Origin of the sequence: Streptomyces sp. NBC_01723 (assembly GCF_036246005.1) — a bacterium.
Taxonomy (GTDB): Bacteria; Actinomycetota; Actinomycetes; order Streptomycetales; family Streptomycetaceae; genus Streptomyces.
Genome location: NZ_CP109171.1, coordinates 1,686,562 through 1,702,511 on the forward strand (window position 1 = coordinate 1,686,562; position 15,950 = coordinate 1,702,511).

16 protein-coding genes are annotated in these 15,950 nt (G+C 72.5%); 6 read left to right on the forward strand and 10 right to left on the reverse strand.

From position 1 onward, the window contains the following. Positions 1–52: 52 nt before the first annotated feature. Positions 53–1,243: a DUF5685 family protein gene (locus OIE75_RS08035; protein WP_329470141.1), complete on the reverse strand. Its 1,191-nt coding sequence runs from the start codon at positions 1,241–1,243 to the stop codon at positions 53–55. 288 nt (positions 1,244–1,531) lie between these two features. On the opposite strand from OIE75_RS08035, the gene OIE75_RS08040 reads away from it, so the two are divergent. Next, the gene (locus tag OIE75_RS08040; RefSeq protein ID WP_122617409.1) at positions 1,532–1,969 is read left to right on the forward strand and encodes a cell division protein SepF; all 438 of its coding nucleotides are present in this window, start codon (positions 1,532–1,534) and stop codon (positions 1,967–1,969) included. A gap of 63 nt (positions 1,970–2,032) precedes the next feature. On the opposite strand, the gene OIE75_RS08045 is transcribed toward OIE75_RS08040, so the two are convergent. Then, positions 2,033–3,226, reverse strand: coding sequence for an acyl-CoA dehydrogenase family protein (locus OIE75_RS08045; protein ID WP_307010917.1), 1,194 nt, complete (start codon positions 3,224–3,226; stop codon positions 2,033–2,035). A 369-nt stretch (positions 3,227–3,595) separates the two neighbouring features. Then, positions 3,596–5,197 carry an MFS transporter gene (locus OIE75_RS08050; RefSeq protein ID WP_329470143.1) on the reverse strand — a complete coding sequence of 534 codons (1,602 nt, stop codon included), beginning with the start codon at positions 5,195–5,197 and terminating at the stop codon, positions 3,596–3,598. 257 nt (positions 5,198–5,454) lie between these two features. On the opposite strand from OIE75_RS08050, the gene OIE75_RS08055 reads away from it, so the two are divergent. Both OIE75_RS08055 and OIE75_RS08060 read left to right on the forward strand, forming a co-directional pair. After that, positions 5,455–6,642 carry a glycosyltransferase family 39 protein gene (locus tag OIE75_RS08055; RefSeq protein ID WP_329470144.1) on the forward strand — a complete coding sequence of 396 codons (1,188 nt, stop codon included), beginning with the start codon at positions 5,455–5,457 and terminating at the stop codon, positions 6,640–6,642. Between the two features lie 238 nt (positions 6,643–6,880). Beyond that, positions 6,881–7,900 (forward strand): phosphatase PAP2 family protein, encoded by a 1,020-nt coding sequence (locus tag OIE75_RS08060; protein ID WP_307010923.1) that lies wholly within the window; start codon positions 6,881–6,883, stop codon positions 7,898–7,900. 6 nt (positions 7,901–7,906) lie between these two features. Here the strand turns inward: OIE75_RS08060 and OIE75_RS08065 are convergent, their stop codons facing one another. Both OIE75_RS08065 and OIE75_RS08070 read right to left on the reverse strand, forming a co-directional pair. After that, complete coding sequence (locus OIE75_RS08065) at positions 7,907–8,122, reverse strand: I78 family peptidase inhibitor (protein ID WP_161327356.1); 216 nt, start codon at positions 8,120–8,122, stop codon at positions 7,907–7,909. Positions 8,123–8,488: 366 nt separating this feature from the next. Continuing rightward, on the reverse strand, positions 8,489–9,307 hold the full coding sequence (locus tag OIE75_RS08070; RefSeq protein WP_307010925.1) for a hypothetical protein: 819 nt from the start codon (positions 9,305–9,307) through the stop codon (positions 8,489–8,491). 409 nt (positions 9,308–9,716) lie between these two features. On the opposite strand from OIE75_RS08070, the gene OIE75_RS08075 reads away from it, so the two are divergent. Both OIE75_RS08075 and OIE75_RS08080 read left to right on the forward strand, forming a co-directional pair. Beyond that, a complete protein-coding gene (locus OIE75_RS08075) occupies positions 9,717–10,517 on the forward strand; it encodes a hypothetical protein (protein WP_307010927.1) in 801 nt (266 codons plus the stop codon). A gap of 75 nt (positions 10,518–10,592) precedes the next feature. Further along, complete coding sequence (locus OIE75_RS08080; protein ID WP_307010928.1) at positions 10,593–10,883, forward strand: hypothetical protein; 291 nt, start codon at positions 10,593–10,595, stop codon at positions 10,881–10,883. A 67-nt stretch (positions 10,884–10,950) separates the two neighbouring features. Here the strand turns inward: OIE75_RS08080 and der are convergent, their stop codons facing one another. From der to aroH, 5 genes are all read right to left on the reverse strand, one after another. Further along, positions 10,951–12,429: a ribosome biogenesis GTPase Der gene (gene der, locus OIE75_RS08085; protein WP_329470146.1), complete on the reverse strand. Its 1,479-nt coding sequence runs from the start codon at positions 12,427–12,429 to the stop codon at positions 10,951–10,953. A gap of 74 nt (positions 12,430–12,503) precedes the next feature. After that, positions 12,504–13,151: a lysophospholipid acyltransferase family protein gene (locus tag OIE75_RS08090; protein WP_122617420.1), complete on the reverse strand. Its 648-nt coding sequence runs from the start codon at positions 13,149–13,151 to the stop codon at positions 12,504–12,506. Further along, positions 13,148–13,843, reverse strand: a complete 696-nt coding sequence (cmk, locus tag OIE75_RS08095) for a (d)CMP kinase (RefSeq protein WP_125490800.1) — start codon at positions 13,841–13,843, stop codon at positions 13,148–13,150. The genes OIE75_RS08090 and cmk overlap by 4 nt, the downstream gene beginning before the upstream one ends. 112 nt (positions 13,844–13,955) lie before the next feature. Next, positions 13,956–15,041: a prephenate dehydrogenase gene (locus OIE75_RS08100; RefSeq protein WP_307010932.1), complete on the reverse strand. Its 1,086-nt coding sequence runs from the start codon at positions 15,039–15,041 to the stop codon at positions 13,956–13,958. Next, positions 15,038–15,400: a chorismate mutase gene (gene aroH, locus OIE75_RS08105; RefSeq protein WP_161327350.1), complete on the reverse strand. Its 363-nt coding sequence runs from the start codon at positions 15,398–15,400 to the stop codon at positions 15,038–15,040. Before aroH ends, OIE75_RS08100 begins: the two co-directional genes overlap by 4 nt. Positions 15,401–15,550: 150 nt before the next feature. Here aroH and OIE75_RS08110 point away from each other — a divergent pair, with 150 nt between their 5' ends. Further along, the gene (locus OIE75_RS08110) at positions 15,551–15,946 is read left to right on the forward strand and encodes a Rieske (2Fe-2S) protein (RefSeq protein ID WP_307010933.1); all 396 of its coding nucleotides are present in this window, start codon (positions 15,551–15,553) and stop codon (positions 15,944–15,946) included. The last annotated feature ends 4 nt before the right edge of the window (positions 15,947–15,950 follow it).

Sequence of the window (15,950 nt, forward strand, 5' to 3'; positions counted from 1 at the left end):
TGACGTTCCGTCTCCCGCCTTCACCCACGCGTGCCCCTCCCCCTCGCCGCACTCAGCAACTGCACCCGCAGTCGCAGCCGTCGCATCCGCACCCGTCGCCGTCACAGCAGTTACTGCAGCAGTCGCAGCAGCTGCAGCATCCGTCGCACCCGCCGCAGTCGCAGTTGGCGCACGAGCCCTCCTTGCGTTCCCCGCTCCACGGGTCGTGGTAGGTGCCGCAGCACAGCTGGCACGTACAGGCCAGCCCCACCCACACCGCGCACCCCGCGAGCAGCCCCCGCCGGTCGCGCCGGGGCGGTTCCGGGGGCGTCGGCCCACCGGGGCCACCGGGTGCGCCCGGGGTGCCGGGAGGGGCGTACGGATGGCCGCCGTGGGCGCACGACACGGTGCCGAACGCCCGGTCGACGGAGTTGCCCAACTCGTGCACGAGCAGCCGGTGCACGAGCCGCCCGTCGCCGAACTCCGCCTCGCGCAGGGCCAGCCGCACCCCGTGCACCGCGTCGTCGGCGAGCCGCCGGGCCTCGGTGAGCGGGGTCCCGGTCGCGGTGAGCGGGTTCCAGGCGCCGGACGCGGCGTCGGCCTCCCGGTCCTCCACGGCGTCCAGGAGATGGGCGAGCCGGCCGAAGAGGCGCCCCGCCTCGGCGAGCGGCTCGGCGTTGTGCGGGCGGCCGGCGAGGTGCGCGGTGTGCGCGAAGGCGGCGGCGGTGGCGGTCTCGGTCGGCTCGGTGACCGTGAGCAGGGGTGTGCCGGGCCCGGCGAGAGCCTCGATGCCACCCTGCCGGTCCACGGCGTCGACCAGGACTGCCGTGTCGAACCCGACGGCACTGCCGCCGCGCGCTCCCGCGGCGTCCCAGCCGGTGGCGACCCGGCGGGCGGCGAGGGCCACCGGCCGGCGCGCCAGCAGGCCGTCCCCGTCGGCGACATGGTCGCGCACCTTGGCCGAGGCCAGCACCAGTGAGACGGCCGCAGCGAGCCGGGCCCCCTCGCCGTGCGCGACCGACGCGGTACGCATCCCGCGCAACGGACAGGGCCCGGCGGTGCGCCGCCCGGCCCCCGCACCACCGTTCCCGGCCTGAGCCTCCGTCAAAACCGATATAAGAAGCCCGTCATAGTTCGTCACGATCCGCGCGAACTGGCCGTGGTCCTTGCGCAGAGCGAGACACAATCCGCACAAATGCGCCATCCACTGGCTCGTGAGGCTCTCTCCGAGCCGGTGCCTGCAAGGCCTGACGATTCCGAACACGACACTCCCCCGTGGTTGGTACGACGCTGAGCTGCGGCATCGTACCGAGCCCTCGTTCACCCGTACGCACCCCGCCTCACCCGTCCGCCGCGAAGAATCATATTTCACTCACAGTCAGCAGCCGTTTGGGAAACGACCCTTGGGACACAAGGACTCTCGACGGATTCGCTGTGCACCAGTACCGTCACAAACCCCCCGGGCGGCGTCTATCCACTTGGCGCGACGTCCGCATCATGGATGACCATAGGGATGCGGAAGCACGAAAGACCGCTGTGAGAGGAGGCGTCCATGGGATCGGTACGCAAGGCGAGTGCGTGGCTCGGCCTCGTCGACGACAACGATGACGAGCGCTACTACGACGACGACTACTCCGAGGGCACCGAGTCCGGGGACGCCTGGGTCACGGACCCGCGGGTGAAGGTGGCCTCGGACGTGGCCGAGGAGAAGGGCCGCCGCATCGCGACCGTCACCCCGGACAGCTTCCGGGACGCACGGTCCATCGGCGAGCTGTTCCGGGAAGGGGTCCCGGTCATCATGAACCTGACGGCCATGGAGGCGACCGACGCCAAGCGCGTCGTCGACTTCGCCGCCGGGCTCATCTTCGGCCTGCGCGGTTCGATCGAGCGGGTGTCCACCCGGGTGTTCCTGCTCAGCCCGGCCGACACCCAGGTCATCAGCGGCGAGCCCGCCGCGCACCGTTCCGACGGTTTCTTCAACCAGAGCTGAGGCGGGGCCGTTCACCACGGCCCCGCCCGCCCCACGCCGGACTCCCCCGGGACCTGACCCGTCCTACCGGAAGGCGTCGAGTCCGGTGAGCGCCTTGCCCAGCACCAGCTGGTGCATCTCGACGGTGCCCTCGTAGGTGAGCACCGATTCCAGGTTCGTCGCGTGCCGCATGACGGGGTATTCGAGGGAGATCCCGTTGGCGCCGAGGATCGTGCGGGCCGTGCGGCAGATGTCGATGGCCTCGCGCACGTTGTTGAGCTTGCCGAAGCTGACCTGCTCGGGACGCAGGCGGCCGGCGTCCATGCGCCGCCCGAGGTGGTGGGCGAGCAGGATCCCCTTGTGCAGTTCGACCGCCATGTCGGCGAGCTTGGCCTGGGTCAGCTGGAAGCCGCCGATGGGCCGCCCGAACTGCTCCCGCGACTTCGCGTACTCCACGGCCGCCTCGAAGGAGCTGCGGGCCGCGCCCATCGAACCCCACACGATGCCGTAGCGGGCGTGGGTGAGACAGCCGAGCGGTCCGCGCAGCCCGGTGGCCTCCGGCAGTACGGCGTCGGCGGGCAGTCGTACGTCGTCCAGGACCAGCTCGCTGGTGACGCTGGCCCGCAGGGACCACTTGTGCTTGATCTCGGGGGCGGAGAAGCCGGGGCTGTCGGTCGGCACCACGAACCCCCGGATGCCCTCCTCGGTCTGCGCCCAGACGACGGCCACGCCGGCCACCGACCCGTTCGTGATCCACATCTTGCGGCCGTTGAGGATCCAGTCCCCGCCGCCGTCCCGCTTGGCGTGGGTACGCATGTTGGCCGGGTCGGACCCGTGATCGGGCTCGGTCAGCCCGAAGCACCCGATGACGTCACCGGCGGCCATGCGCGGCAGCCATGCCTGCTTCTGGTCCTCACTGCCGAAGCGGTGGATGGCGTACATGGCGAGGGAGCCCTGCACGGAGACCAGGGAGCGGATGCCGGAGTCGGCCGCCTCCAGCTCCAGGCAGGCGAGGCCGTACTGGACGGCGGTGGCGCCGGCGCAGCCGTAGCCCTCCAGCGACATGCCGAGCGCGCCGATACCGCCGAGTTCGCGGGCGAGTTCCCGGATGCCGGGCAGCTCGCCCCGCTCGTACCAGTCGGCGACGTACGGCAGCACGCGGTCGGCGGCCCAGTCCCGCACGGTGTCCCGGATCGCCAGGTCCTCCGGGTCCAGGAGGTCGTCGATACCGAGGGGGTCGACGGGGTCGAAGGCGGGCAACTTGGGGGACGAGGCCATGGGACACCCTCCGGGACGATAAAACTAGCAGTGCTAGTTACGGCTCGACGCCGACGTTACGCGGCAGTGTGGCGCACGTCCACCCTGTCTCCCACCCACACACCACCCGTTCACCGTCGACCGGGAGGCGGACGTCGCCCGCGGGGGTGCACCACCATCGGCGGCCGCGGGCGCACCGAACCACCCGCCGCAAGCCGCCAACGGCGCGACGCCCCCCGGGGGGCGCCCGCCTCCCGGCCGACGGTGAACGCGTCTCCCACCCACCCACCGCAAGCCGCCGCACCCCCGCCGGCGGCGCCGCACCCCCGCCGGCGCCGCACCCCTCTCTTGGCGGTGAACGGGTGGTGCGTGGGTGGGAGGGAACCGCGGTCACACCGAGACGCGTGACTCCGCCGCGTCCCGCGGCGCGGGCACCGACACCGACTCCTCGCACTGCATCACCCGCGGCAACCGCAACGCCATCACCGCCCCCAGCAACAACAACCCCGCACTCACCACCAACGTCACATGCAGCCCGTGCACGAACGCATCCCCCGCGGCCCGCCGCAGCGCAACCCCCGCAGCCCCACCCAGCTGCGCAGCAACCTCGTACGCCTCCCCCAGCGAATGCCCCGCCGCAGAGGACGCCGACGACGGCACCCCCGGCACACCCCCCGCCACCCCGGGCCCGTACGCCGCGTTCATCACGCTCCCCAGCAGCGCGATCCCGATCCCGGCCCCGAGCTGGTACGACGTCTCGCCGATCGCCGCCGCCCCACCCGCCTGCTCCTGCGGCGCCTCACTCAGCATCGACTCGTACGCCCCGAACAGCGTCGTCTCCAGACCGAACCCGAGCAGCACGAACCCGGACAGCATCAGCGCGCAGTTGTCGCTCCGCCCCAGCGCCGTCAGCAGCACCACCGCGAAGGCCGTCAGGCAGAACCCCGCGCACACCATCCGCCGCGGCCCGAACCGCCGCAGCATCCGCGCGCCCGCCAGCCCCGCCGCCATCGCCGCGAAGGTCAGCGGCAGCAGCCGCAGCCCGGTCTCCAGCGGCGACAGCCCGAGCACCAGTTGCAGGTACTGCGCCGCGATCAGCTCCAGGCCCACCAGCGCCAGCATGGCCAGCACGATGCACCCCACCGACGTGCTGAAGGCCGGCCGCCGGAACATCTCCAGGTCCACCAGCGGATGCGTACGCCGCCGCTGCCGCCGTACGAACCCGACCAGCAGGGCCGCGCCCAGCACCAGCGGTACCACGGTGAGCAGGCTCGCCACCGGTTCGCCGCCGCCCAGCCGCTTCACGCCCAGGACGACCCCGAAGAGACCGGCCGCCGCCATCAGCGCGCCGACCACGTCCCAGGGCCCGCGCCCGTCGCCCTTCGACTCGGGCAGCAGCAGCCGCCCCACCGGCAGGCTGACCAGCATCAGCGGGATGTTGACGAGGAAGACCGAGCCCCACCAGAAGTGCTCCAGGAGGAACCCGCCGAGCAGCGGCCCGACCGCCGCGCCGACCGCGGCCACCGCGCTCCAGATGCCGATGGCCAGCGCCCGCTCCCGCCGGTCGGGAAAGACCTGGCGCAGGATCGACAGCGTCGCGGGCATGATCATCGCGCCGCCGACCCCGAGCAGCGCCCGGGCCAGGATCAGGACCTGGGCGGTGTCGGCGAGGGCCGCCAGCGCGGAGGCGACGCCGAAGAGCGCGTAGCCGAGCAGCAGGATCCGTCTGCGGCCCACACGGTCACCCAGCGTGCCGAAGAGGATCAGCAGCGAGGCGCAGACCAGCGGATAGATGTCGACGATCCAGAGCAGCTCGATCGCACCGGGCCTGAGGTCCTCGGTGACGGCGGGGACCGCCACGTGGAGGACCGTGGCGTCCACGGCGACGAGCAGCAGGCTGACGCAGAGGACGACCAGGACCACCCAGCGGTTGGCACCGGCCCCGGCAGCCCGACGGCGCAGCTCGGCGGCGGCCGTGGTCGTACCGGACATGTACGTACCTCCATGTTCCCTCGCGTCCGGCGGGCTGCGCGGGGTGGGGACTCCCCTGCGGGTCGCCGGAGAGGAGCGGAGGTCTCCGGGCCGTGCAACGGAACGCGAGTGACTGGCCAGATTACGCGAGAGCGCGCACCGCACATGTGGCGGGCCTCACACATCCCGCGTGACCTGTGCGGCATGTGCCGCCGCGGCCGCGGTTCCGCCCGCCCCGGCCGACGGGCCGCCGCCCCGCCCGGCCGATAATCGAGCCCGTGACCGATCTCGAGACGCGCGCCGCGGACCGCCCCGGTGTCCTGCGCCGGGCCGCCCCGGCGCTCCTGGGCTACGCGGCCGTACGCGCCCTCGGCCTGCTCGCCCTGGCCCTGTGGAGCGCCGCCCGCGACAAGAGCGCGTACACGCTGCTGACGGCCCGCTGGGACGCCCTCTGGTACACGAGGGTCGCCGAGCTGGGGTACGGCTACGAGGTGCGGCTGCCCAACGGGGACGTCCATTCCAACCTGGCGTTCTTCCCGCTGCTGCCGTGGCTGGAGCGGCTCGGGGCGGCGGTGACGCCCCTGTCGTACGCGGATGCCGGGTTCGTCGTGAGCCTGCTCGCCTCGCTCGCCGCGGCCTGGGGCATCTTCGCGGTGGCGGAGCACCTCTACGGCCGCCGCGTCGGCGTCTGCGCCGTGCTGCTGTGGGCGGTGCTGCCGGTCGCGGTCGTGCAGTCGATGGCGTACAGCGAGTCCCTGTTCACGGCGCTGGCCGCCTGGTCGCTGTACGCGGTGCTGACCGGGCGCTGGGTGACGGCGGGGACGCTGGCCGCGCTGGCCGGGCTGACCCGCCCGGTGGGGCTCGCGGTGACGGCGGCGGTGTGGGTGGCCGCGGTCGCGGCATTCGTGCGAAGCCGGAGCGACGCCCTCCCGGACGGCGCCCACCGGCCGGAGCGCGCCCTGGGCGACGGCGCACGGCGCGTGCTCGGCATGCTCCTCGCGCCCCTGGGCGCCGCCGGTTACGTGCTGTGGGTCGGCCACCGCACCGGCGGGGGCCCGCTCGGCTATCTCGACGTGCAGGCCGGCTGGCGCAACGGCTTCGACGGCGGCGCGGCCTTCGCCCGCTTCGTCGCCGGGAAGTTCACGTCGTTTCCGGGGGCCATGGCGGGCGTGGGACTGATCGTCGGGGTCGCGTTGCTGGTCTGGCTGTACGTGGTGTGCGTACGGCGGCGGCAGCCGCTCGCGCTGCTGGTGTACACGGGCCTCGTCGTGGTGCTCGCCCTGTGCGCGTCGAGCTACTTCGGATCCAAGCCCCGGCTGCTGCTGCCCGCCTTCCCCCTGCTGCTGCCCCTCGCCGTGGCTCTGGCCAAGCTGCGAACGCCCAGGTCAGCGCTTGCCGTGGGGGGCCTCGCGCTGGTGTCGGCGGTGTACGGGGCGTTCTGGCTGAACGGGTCCGGACCGCCCTGACCGGCCGCGGGCGCCCGGTGGCCGCAGGGAGAATTCCGTACCAGCATTCGGTTAACTAATTCATAAGCACGATAAAACCGCCGACCGGGCCGATCAAAGGAATTGAAGCCCACGACCCGCGGGGATTGCGCATTCGCCGGAAATAAAGCGCCGCCTGAGAGGAATCCCACATCACATCGTCATCACAAACCCGTTGATTCGGCCGGGATCACTCCTCACTCGCTGTAACGTCGATTGGGTGCGTACCGAACGGAAGCTCACCCGTCTGGACCGGGTGTTCGCGAGACTGGACCGGGAGCCGGAACGACCGGCGCTCCTGGCCGTGCCGGAGATGAGCCGGCACAGGATCGCGCTGTTCGCCGGAACCCTCGCGTTCTACCTCGCGATCGTGTGGGCCGTGCTGATCAGCTCGTGGCTGGTCCGGCTCGACTGGCAGGTCATGTTCTTCCGGCCCTACCAGCAGTGGCCGGAGATCCACGCCTTCGTCGACTACTACGTCGTGCTGGGCCAGCGCGGCCCCACCGCCGTGATGGTCGCGGCCTGGCTGGGCTGGCGCTCCTGGCGGCAGCACACCCTGCGCCCGCTGCTCGCGCTCGGCGCCTCCCTGCTCCTGCTGAACGTCACGGTCGGTGCCGCCAAGTACGGCATGGGCCGGCTGGGACCGCACTACGCGACCACGATCGGCTCCAACGAGATGTGGCTCGGCGGCGATATATTTCCGAGCGGTCACACCGCGAACGCCGTCGTGACCTGGGGCATCCTGGCCTACCTGGCCTCGACGCCGAGGGCGCGGCGCTGGCTGTCGGCCCTGATGGCGGTCACCTCGCTCGGGGTGGGCATGTCCACCGTCTACCTCGGTACGCACTGGCTGAGCGACGTGCTCCTCGGCTGGGCGGCCGGACTGCTGATCCTGCTGGCGCTGCCCTGGTTCGAACCGCTGATCACCCGCGCCGAGGCCTGGATCCTCGGCCTGCGCGACCGCTGGTACGCCCGCCGCGGCAGCGAGGACGCCGCGGGCCGGCCGGCCGGCCCGCCCGTGGTCCTCACCCCGCCGGTCCCCGGCCGGGACGAAGCGCCGTCCCGCGAGCCGGTGGCCCCGTCCCGCACCACCCGCGCCCCGGCGCATCTGCCTCCGGGCCCGCACACGGCGCGCTCGGACCGTACGCCGGTGACCCCTGCGGGGAGCCGACGGCCGCCGCACGCCGACCGGCACCCACGCAACACGGCCCCGGCCGCACGCCCCCTGTCGGGCGGCTGAGCGCGCTCAGCCCTTCCAGGACCGCGCCACGCGGCCGTCCTTCACCTCGAAGTTGAGGCGGCCCACGCGGTACTCCATGGTGATGATCGTGCCCGGCGCCAGGGACCGCACCGTCGACCAGCCGCGCTCGCGCGCCAGCCGCTCGGCCTCGTCGGAATCGAGGCCGACGTAGCCGTCCGGGCTGTCCTGGGGTTCGGCCGGGGGTGTCGGAATCGGTGCCATGCGGCCACGCTATGCCCTGCCCCCGGACCGGGGAAGCCCAGGCCGCCGACACAGGGCACGGATGCACCTACGGTCACATTTCTGTCACAGGATCACGGTGCGCGTTTTGCGGGAACTCCGTCACACGAACGGACGGTTTCGTACGCCTTTCGCGAGCGGGTGAGGTGAATTACCGCGTGTCGCGACGGACCGTCGAATAGGCGGACGCAATTGGCCCGCATTGCACCCCTGGGCCGGTCCGCATTCCGCACCCGAACATCCCCGAACGGACATGCGGGCGACTTCGAAATCACTTACGCGGACCGAACACGGGACACAGGAAAGACACCCCTCGCTCACAGGTTCTCCCCATCTCGCCGGCGAGGGTCAGGGGGCCGGCGGGACGACGGAGAGCGACAGGTCGTTGTCGTCCGTGTAGTACGGCCCGGCCTCCACGGGGCCGTCCGGGGTGAGCACCCGCGCACGGGGATAGGTGAGGACCGGGTGCTTGTCGGCGACGTCGTCCAGCAGTCGCGCCAGGCGCACGACCGGGCCGGACTCACCGGCGGGCCGCAGCCACAGGTCCCAGTCGCCCGGCGCCAGGGTGTCGTAGCGCACGGTGAAGTCGAAGTCGGCCCGCTCGGCGACGACGTCCACCCGCCGCACTCCGCCCCCGTCCCCGTCGGCGGCGGCCCTGGCCCGCAGCTCGGCGTGGGCGTCGGCGGTCAGCTGCGTGCCGTACACCCGCCCGCGCACGGTCAGGCCGCCGTTCACCAGCCCCAGCTCCGCCGTCTCGGCGTGCGGGGCGCGCAGCCAGCTGCGGACGGTGAGGTTGCCCTGCCGGGTGGCGTACGGGATGCGGACGGCGACGTGGCCGAGCAGCCCGCCGGGGGTGCGGGCGGCGAGGGAGCGCAGGTCGGTGACGCCGGGCACCAGGCGCCGGGGCTCGCCGTCGGACAGGGCGGCGTAGGCGTCCCAGCGACCCTCGGGCAGGGAGACGCTGCTGGGCAGCGCGGCGCGCAGCAGACCCTCGGCGGCCGGCGCCAGCGGCAGGCTGACCGTCTCCTCGGCGTCGGTGTCGCGACGGCGCAGGATGAGCAGGGCCGCCCCGGTGTTCCCGCGCGCGGCGACGTCGAAGGTCAGGCCGCCCGCGGAGTCGCCGACGCAGTCGGCGCGCAGCGCGGCCGGTGGGTTCGGCGGCGTCATGCGATGCGGTTCCTCCCTGGGCTTGTCATCGTCCGGTTAGACCCGGAACCCCGCCTTCTGGTTGTTCGTGTCCGATTGCGATGTGGTCACGACCGGAGTATCGACCGGGACCACGGCCATTTCCAGTCACCCAATTCATTCACCGATTTCATGATTTGTCGACTTCAAGCGGCGACGATCACGGTCCGCGTCCGGCCCCAACCTCCTTCCACCGCAGGTCACTTGGGTGCACCGCCGGGCGGGTGGCCGGGGAACGATCACGCGCGTCGCATGGTTCGATTCCGTTGGCCATGGGGCGTGACTCCCGCCACAGATCGCCCGTTGTCTTTGCATGAGCCGGGGACCCGCCCGGACCACGGACCAGGAGCCACCCGGTCCGGTCACGCACCGCATCCCGAGGGAGCCCCCCGTGCCGCGCATGCTCGACGTCAGCGACGACGTACGCGCCGAGATCGGCGACGAAGAAGCCGACCGCCTGCTCGCCGGGGAGTCCGCCCCGGGCAGCTACGACTGCACGTCCTGTCGCACCCCGGGCGACTGCGAGCAGGAGCGCACCAGCACCGTTCTCTTCATCGGCGACGAGACGGCCGTCCTCGCCTTCGCCCACGCCGGCTGTCTGCCCTCCCAGGTCGTCAAGGTCACCGAGGAGCAGCTCCAGGGCGCCGTGCGGTCCATCAACGCCGACCAGGCCGCCCGGCCCGAGCGGCAGCGGCCCGCCCCGCCCGAGCAGGCCCCCGAGCAGGCGGTGCTCGGCGTGACCAGCGGTCTGGTCCTGATCGCCGGGGAACTGCACCCGGCGCTCGTGGTGGAGCCGACCGCGCCGATCGCGCGGCCCGGGACGGCCGGGGCCGGGGACGACTTCCTGCCGCTGCTGATCGAACAGGGCTTCATGCCGGTCACCGAGCTGGCCGCCACGCCCTCCGTGCTGCACGGCTGGTCGGTGCTGCTCGCCATGGGCCAGCTGCACGCGGTGCTGCAGCCCGGCACGGACGGCGGCCGGCCGGTGGCCTGGTGGCAGGCACACCAGCCCCTCCAGGTCACCGAGGGCTGGCGCACGGCGGCCAACAAGCACCAGCAGGTACTGATGTTCGCGGCGCCGGTGGGCTCGATCGGCCGGCAGCCGCGCGAGGACCTGCTGCGGGACGCGCTGGACAAGGCGGCGGCGGGCGGACAGCTGGTCGCGGCGGCGCTGCCGCTGGCGGGAACCTGACCGGAGATTCACGCGGGTGCCGGGCGGCCGCCACCTGGCCCGCATCCCTTCCAGCGTGAGGTCGTTTGGACATACGTGTACGCATACGACGCCTTCCACCGCCATGGCGGCCCCTCGGCCACGCCGATCTACGACGCGCTCTACGCCGAGTACGTCAGGTCCTTCCGATCGCTGCCGGGCGATCGCAGCGGTGAGGAGGAGCTGGGGTTCACCGCCTTCCGGAGCATCCCGTGCGGCAGAGGCACGTACAGCGCCTACAGCGCGGGGGCCCAGAGCGCCCGCGTCGGCCAGCAGTCGGTGTGGCAGCGGGTCGGGACCCAGCACGTCCCGGCGGCGCTGCCACCGGCCCCGCGCAGGGGTGCCTGACGGCCACCAGCAGGACGCGAGAGGGAGACCCCCGGCGGGGGTCTCCCTCTCTCGCGTCCGACGACCGCTACTTCTTCTTCGCGCCGCGCTTCTCGCGCACCCGCACCGAGATGTGGATCGGCGTCCCGTCGAAGCCGAACTCCTCGCGCAGCCGGCGCTCGATGAACCGCCGGTAGCCCGCCTCGATGAAGCCGGAGGCGAAGAGCACGAAGCGCGGCGGCTTGGTGCCGGCCTGCGTGCCGAAGAGGATGCGGGGCTGCTTGCCGCCGCGCACCGGGTGCGGGTGGGAGGCGACCAGTTCGCCGAGGAAGGCGTTGAGACGGCCCGTCGGGACGCGGGTCTCCCAGCCGGCCAGCGCGGTCTCGATCGCGGGGACCAGCTTCTCCATGTGCCGGCCGGTCTGCGCCGAGACGTTGACCCGCGGCGCCCACGCCACCTGGCCCAGCTCGGTCTCGATCTCCCGCTCCAGGTAGTAGCGGCGCTCCTCGTCGAGGGTGTCCCACTTGTTGTAGGCGACGACGACCGCGCGGCCCGCCTCGACGGCCATGGTGACGATCCGCTGGTCCTGCACCGAGATCGACTCGGAGGCGTCGATGAGGATGACGGCGACCTCCGCCTTCTCGACGGCGGCGGCGGTGCGCAGCGAGGCGTAGTAGTCGGCGCCCTGCTGGAGGTGGACGCGCTTGCGGATGCCCGCGGTGTCGACGAACTTCCAGGTCACGCCGCCGAGTTCGATCAGCTCGTCGACCGGGTCGCGGGTGGTGCCGGCCAGTTCGTTGACGACGACGCGCTCCTCGCCGGCCACCTTGTTCAGCAGCGAGGACTTGCCGACGTTCGGGCGGCCGATCAGGGCGATGCGCCGGGGGCCGCCGATGACGCCGCCGAAGGACTCGCGGGGCGCCTCGGGCAGGGCCTCCAGAACCTGGTCCAGCATGTCGCCGGTGCCCCGGCCGTGCAGCGCCGAGACGGGGTGCGGCTCGCCCAGGCCCAGCGACCACAGGTAGGCGGCGTCGGCCTCGCCGCTCGGGCCGTCCACCTTGTTGGCGCACAGCACGACGGGCTTGCCGGCCTTGCGCAGCAGCCGTACGACCGCCTCGTCGGTGTCGGTGGCGCCGACCTTGGCGTCCACGACGAAGACGACCGCGTCGGCGGCCTCGATTGCGTACTCGGCCTGCGCGGCCACGGAGGCGTCGATGCCGAGGACGTCCTGCTCCCAGCCGCCGGTGTCGACGACCTTGAAGCGGCGGCCGGCCCACTCGGCCTCGTAGGTGACCCGGTCGCGGGTGACGCCCGGCTTGTCCTCGACGACGGCCTCGCGGCGGCCGATGATGCGGTTCACCAGGGTCGACTTGCCGACATTGGGGCGGCCGACGACGGCGAGGACGGGCAGCGGGCCGTGCCCGGCCTCCTCGATCGCGCCCTCGACCTCCTCGACGTCGAAGCCCTCGTCGGTGGCCAGCTCCATGAACTGCGCGTACTCGGCGTCGCCGAGCGCCCCGTGGTCGTGCTCCTCGCCCGAGCCCTCGGAGTGGATGTGGTCGTTCATGAAGTCCGTACCTCGTTCATCGTGGTGATCGGTGGAACACCCCTTTACTGGGTGATCCACTACTCAAGTGTCGCCTAGCGGGTGGTGAGCCGCCTGGCATTCTCCAGGTGCGCGGTCAGCTGCTTCTGGATGCGTTCGGTGGCCTCGTCCAGCGCCTTGCGGGTCCGGCGTCCGCTGCCGTCGCCCGCGTCGAACGGGTCGCCGAAGACGACGTCGACCCGCGCGCGCAGGGGAGGCAGCGCCTTTATCAACCGTCCGGGACGGTCGGTGCTTCCCAGCACCGCGACCGGGACGATGGGGGCGCCGCTGCGGAGCGCGAAGTAGGCGAGCCCGGCGCGCAGCGAGGCGAAGTCGCCCACACCCCGCGTGCCCTCCGGGAAGATGCCCAGCACGCCGCCGTTTTCCAGCACGCCGAGCGCCTGCGCGATGGCCGTGCGGTCGGTGGAGTGGCGGTCCACCTTGAGCTGGCCGATGCCGGTCAGGAAGCGTCCGAGCGGGCCGATGAACGCCTCCTTCTTGATCAGGAAGTGCGTCGGCCTGGGCGCCACGCCCATGACCATCGGGCCGTCGATGTTGTGCGAGTGGTTGACGGCGTAGATCACCGGGCCGCGGGCGGGGACCCGCCAGGCGCCCAGCACGCGCGGCTTCCACAGCCCGTACATCAGGCCGACGCCGATGCGCCGCCCGACCTCGGCGCCCCGCGCCGAAGGGACCTCGGTCACTTCCCCGCCCGCTTCTCCTCGACGAGGGTGACGACACACTCGATGACCTGCGGCAGGGTGAGGGCGGTGGTGTCCACCTCGACCGCGTCCCCGGCCTTGGCCAGCGGGGAGGTCTTCCGGGTGGAGTCTGCCGCGTCCCGCTTGATCAGGGCCTCGCGGGTGGCGTTGACGTCGGCGCCCTTCAGCTCGCCGCTGCGGCGGGCGGCGCGGGCCTCGGCGGAGGCGGTGAGGAAGATCTTCAGGTCGGCGTCCGGCAGCACGGTCGTGCCGATGTCGCGGCCCTCGACGACGATGCCGAGCGGCGCGGCGGCGGCGATGGAACGCTGCAGCTCGGTGATCCGGGTCCGCACCTCGGGTACGGCGCTGACCGCGCTGACCTTGGAGGTGACCTCCTGGGTGCGGATCGGGCCGGACACGTCCACGCCGTCGACGGTGATGGCCGGGCCCAGCGGGTCGGTGCCGGAGACGATCTCGGGCTTGCCGGCCGCGGCGGCGATCGCGTGCGGGTCGTCGGTGTCGATGCCGTTGGTCACCATCCACCACGTGATCGCCCGGTACTGGGCACCGGTGTCCAGGTAGCTCAGGCCGAGCTGCGCGGCCACGGCCTTCGACGTGCTCGACTTGCCCGTGCCGGAGGGGCCGTCGATGGCGACAATCACGGCCGGGACGGTCGGGGCGGCGCCGTTTTCCACGAGGGGACACCTTCCTGGTGCGGTGCGGTGGGTGGTGTGCGGGACGCGAGCGCGTCCCGCACAAGGTTACTGGGTCCCCGGAGCCCCTCTTACAGCCGTACGAGCTACCGGATCACTGCCGGATGGCCCAGCCCCGGTCCTTGAGTGCCGCGGTGAGGACGGCGGCCGCCCTCGGCTCCACCATGAGCTGCACCAGACCCGCCTGCTGGCCGGTCGCGTGCTCGATGCGTACGTCCTCGATGTTGACGCCGGCCACCCCCGCGTCGGCGAAGATGCGGGCCAGCTGGCCGGGCTGGTCGTCGATGAGGACGGCCACGGTCTCGTAGGCCCGTGGGGCGGAGCCGTGCTTGCCGGGGACGCGGACCTGTCCGGCGTTGCCGCGCCGCAGCACCGAGGCGATACCTGTGCCGCCCTCCAGGCGCTTGTCCTCGTCGGAGGACTGCAGGGCGCGCAGGGCCCGTACGGTCTCCTCCAGGTCGGCCGCGACGTCGGTGAGCAGGTCGGCGACCGGTCCCGGGTTCGCGGAGAGGATGTCGATCCACATCCGGGGGTCGGAGGCGGCGATCCGGGTGACGTCGCGGATGCCCTGGCCGCACAGCCGTACGGCGGCCTCCTCGGCGTGCTCCAGGCGGGCGGCGACCATGCTGGAGACCAGGTGCGGCATGTGTGAGACGAGCGCCACGGCGCGGTCGTGGGCGTCCGCGTCCATCACCACCGGCACCGCGCGGCAGTGCGAGATCAGCTCGAGGGCGAGGTTCAGCACCTCGGTGTCGGTGTCCCGGGTCGGGGTCAGCACCCAGGGGCGGCCCTCGAAGAGGTCGCCGGTGGCGGCCAGCGGGCCGGACTTCTCACGGCCGGACATGGGGTGCGTGCCGATGTACGACGACAGGTCGAGGCCGCGCGCCTCCAGCTCCCGCCGGGGGCCGCCCTTGACGCTGGCCACGTCGATGTACCCGCGGGCGGCGCCGCGTCCCATGGCCTCGGCGAGGACGTCGGCCACCAAAGCGGGCGGGGCCGCGACGATCGCCAGGTCGACGGGGCCCTCGGGCGCCTCGTCGGTGCCGGCGCCGAGCGCGGTGGCGGTGCGGGCCTGCTCGGGGTCGTGGTCGGAGAGGTGGACGGTGACGCCGCGCTGGGTCAGCGCGAGGGCGGCGGAGGTGCCGATGAGGCCGGTACCGATGACGAGTGCGGTTCTCACTGGGCGATGTCCTTGCGCAGGGCCGCGGCGGCGCCGAGGTAGACGTGGGCGATCTCGGCGCGGGGCCGGTCGGACTCTATGTGGGCGAGGACCCGGACGACGCGGGGCATGGCGCCCTCGATGTCCAGCTCCTGGGCGCAGATCAGCGGCACGTCGGTGATGCCGAGCCCGCGGGCGGCGGCGGCCGGGAAGTCGCTGTGCAGATCGGGGGTGGCCGTGAACCACAGGCTGATCAGGCTGTCGGCCGACAGGCCGTTGCGCTCCATGATGGCGGTCAGCAGGGCGGCGACCTGCTCGTCCATGTGCCCGGCCTCGTCCCGTTCCAGTTGGACGGCGCCCCGGACCGCTCGTACCGCCACGGCGATGCTCCTTGCTGACGTTGCTGACGCGTGTATCGGTTCTTGGTCCGTCCAGCCTAGTCAGCCCGCCGGGTGGCGGCCCGGGGCGCCCGCCCCCTGAGACGCTGGCCCCGACCGTCGTCTCCTCCCCCACGCCTTTACGGAGTGACCATGAACCACAGCCCGACGCGTCGTACGGCCCTCCTCTCGGCGGGCGCGGCGGCGCTCGCAGTCGGCTGCGGCAGCGGCGACGACTCCGCCGACGCCGAGACCTCCGCGGGGCAGGAGCTGACGACGACGGACGACATCCCGGTGCGCGGCGGCAGGATCCTCGCGGATCAGAAGATCGTGGTGACCCAGCCGGAAGCGGGCGACTTCAAGGCCTTCTCGGCAGTCTGCACCCACCAGGGCTGCATCGTGTCGGACGTGCGCGACGGCACCATCGACTGCGCCTGCCACAACAGCCGCTTCAGTGTCGCCGACGGCTCGGTGGAGCAGGGACCGGCGACCGAACCGCTGCCCGAGAAGACGATCACGGTGGAGGGAAATTCGGTCCGCCTGGCGTGAGGCG

Bases quoted from the DNA above. Each gene is read 5' to 3' on its own strand.
- OIE75_RS08040 (WP_122617409.1), top strand. From the start codon at position 1,532: ATGGGATCGGTACGCAAGGCGAGTGCGTGGCTCGGCCTCGTCGACGAC.
- OIE75_RS08045 (WP_307010917.1), bottom strand. From the start codon at position 3,226: ATGGCCTCGTCCCCCAAGTTGCCCGCCTTCGACCCCGTCGACCCCCTC.
- OIE75_RS08050 (WP_329470143.1), bottom strand. From the start codon at position 5,197: ATGTCCGGTACGACCACGGCCGCCGCCGAGCTGCGCCGTCGGGCTGCC.
- OIE75_RS08065 (WP_161327356.1), bottom strand. From the start codon at position 8,122: ATGGCACCGATTCCGACACCCCCGGCCGAACCCCAGGACAGCCCGGAC.
- OIE75_RS08070 (WP_307010925.1), bottom strand. From the start codon at position 9,307: ATGACGCCGCCGAACCCACCGGCCGCGCTGCGCGCCGACTGCGTCGGC.
- der (WP_329470146.1), bottom strand. From the start codon at position 12,429: ATGAACGACCACATCCACTCCGAGGGCTCGGGCGAGGAGCACGACCAC.
- OIE75_RS08110 (WP_307010933.1), top strand. From the start codon at position 15,551: ATGAACCACAGCCCGACGCGTCGTACGGCCCTCCTCTCGGCGGGCGCG.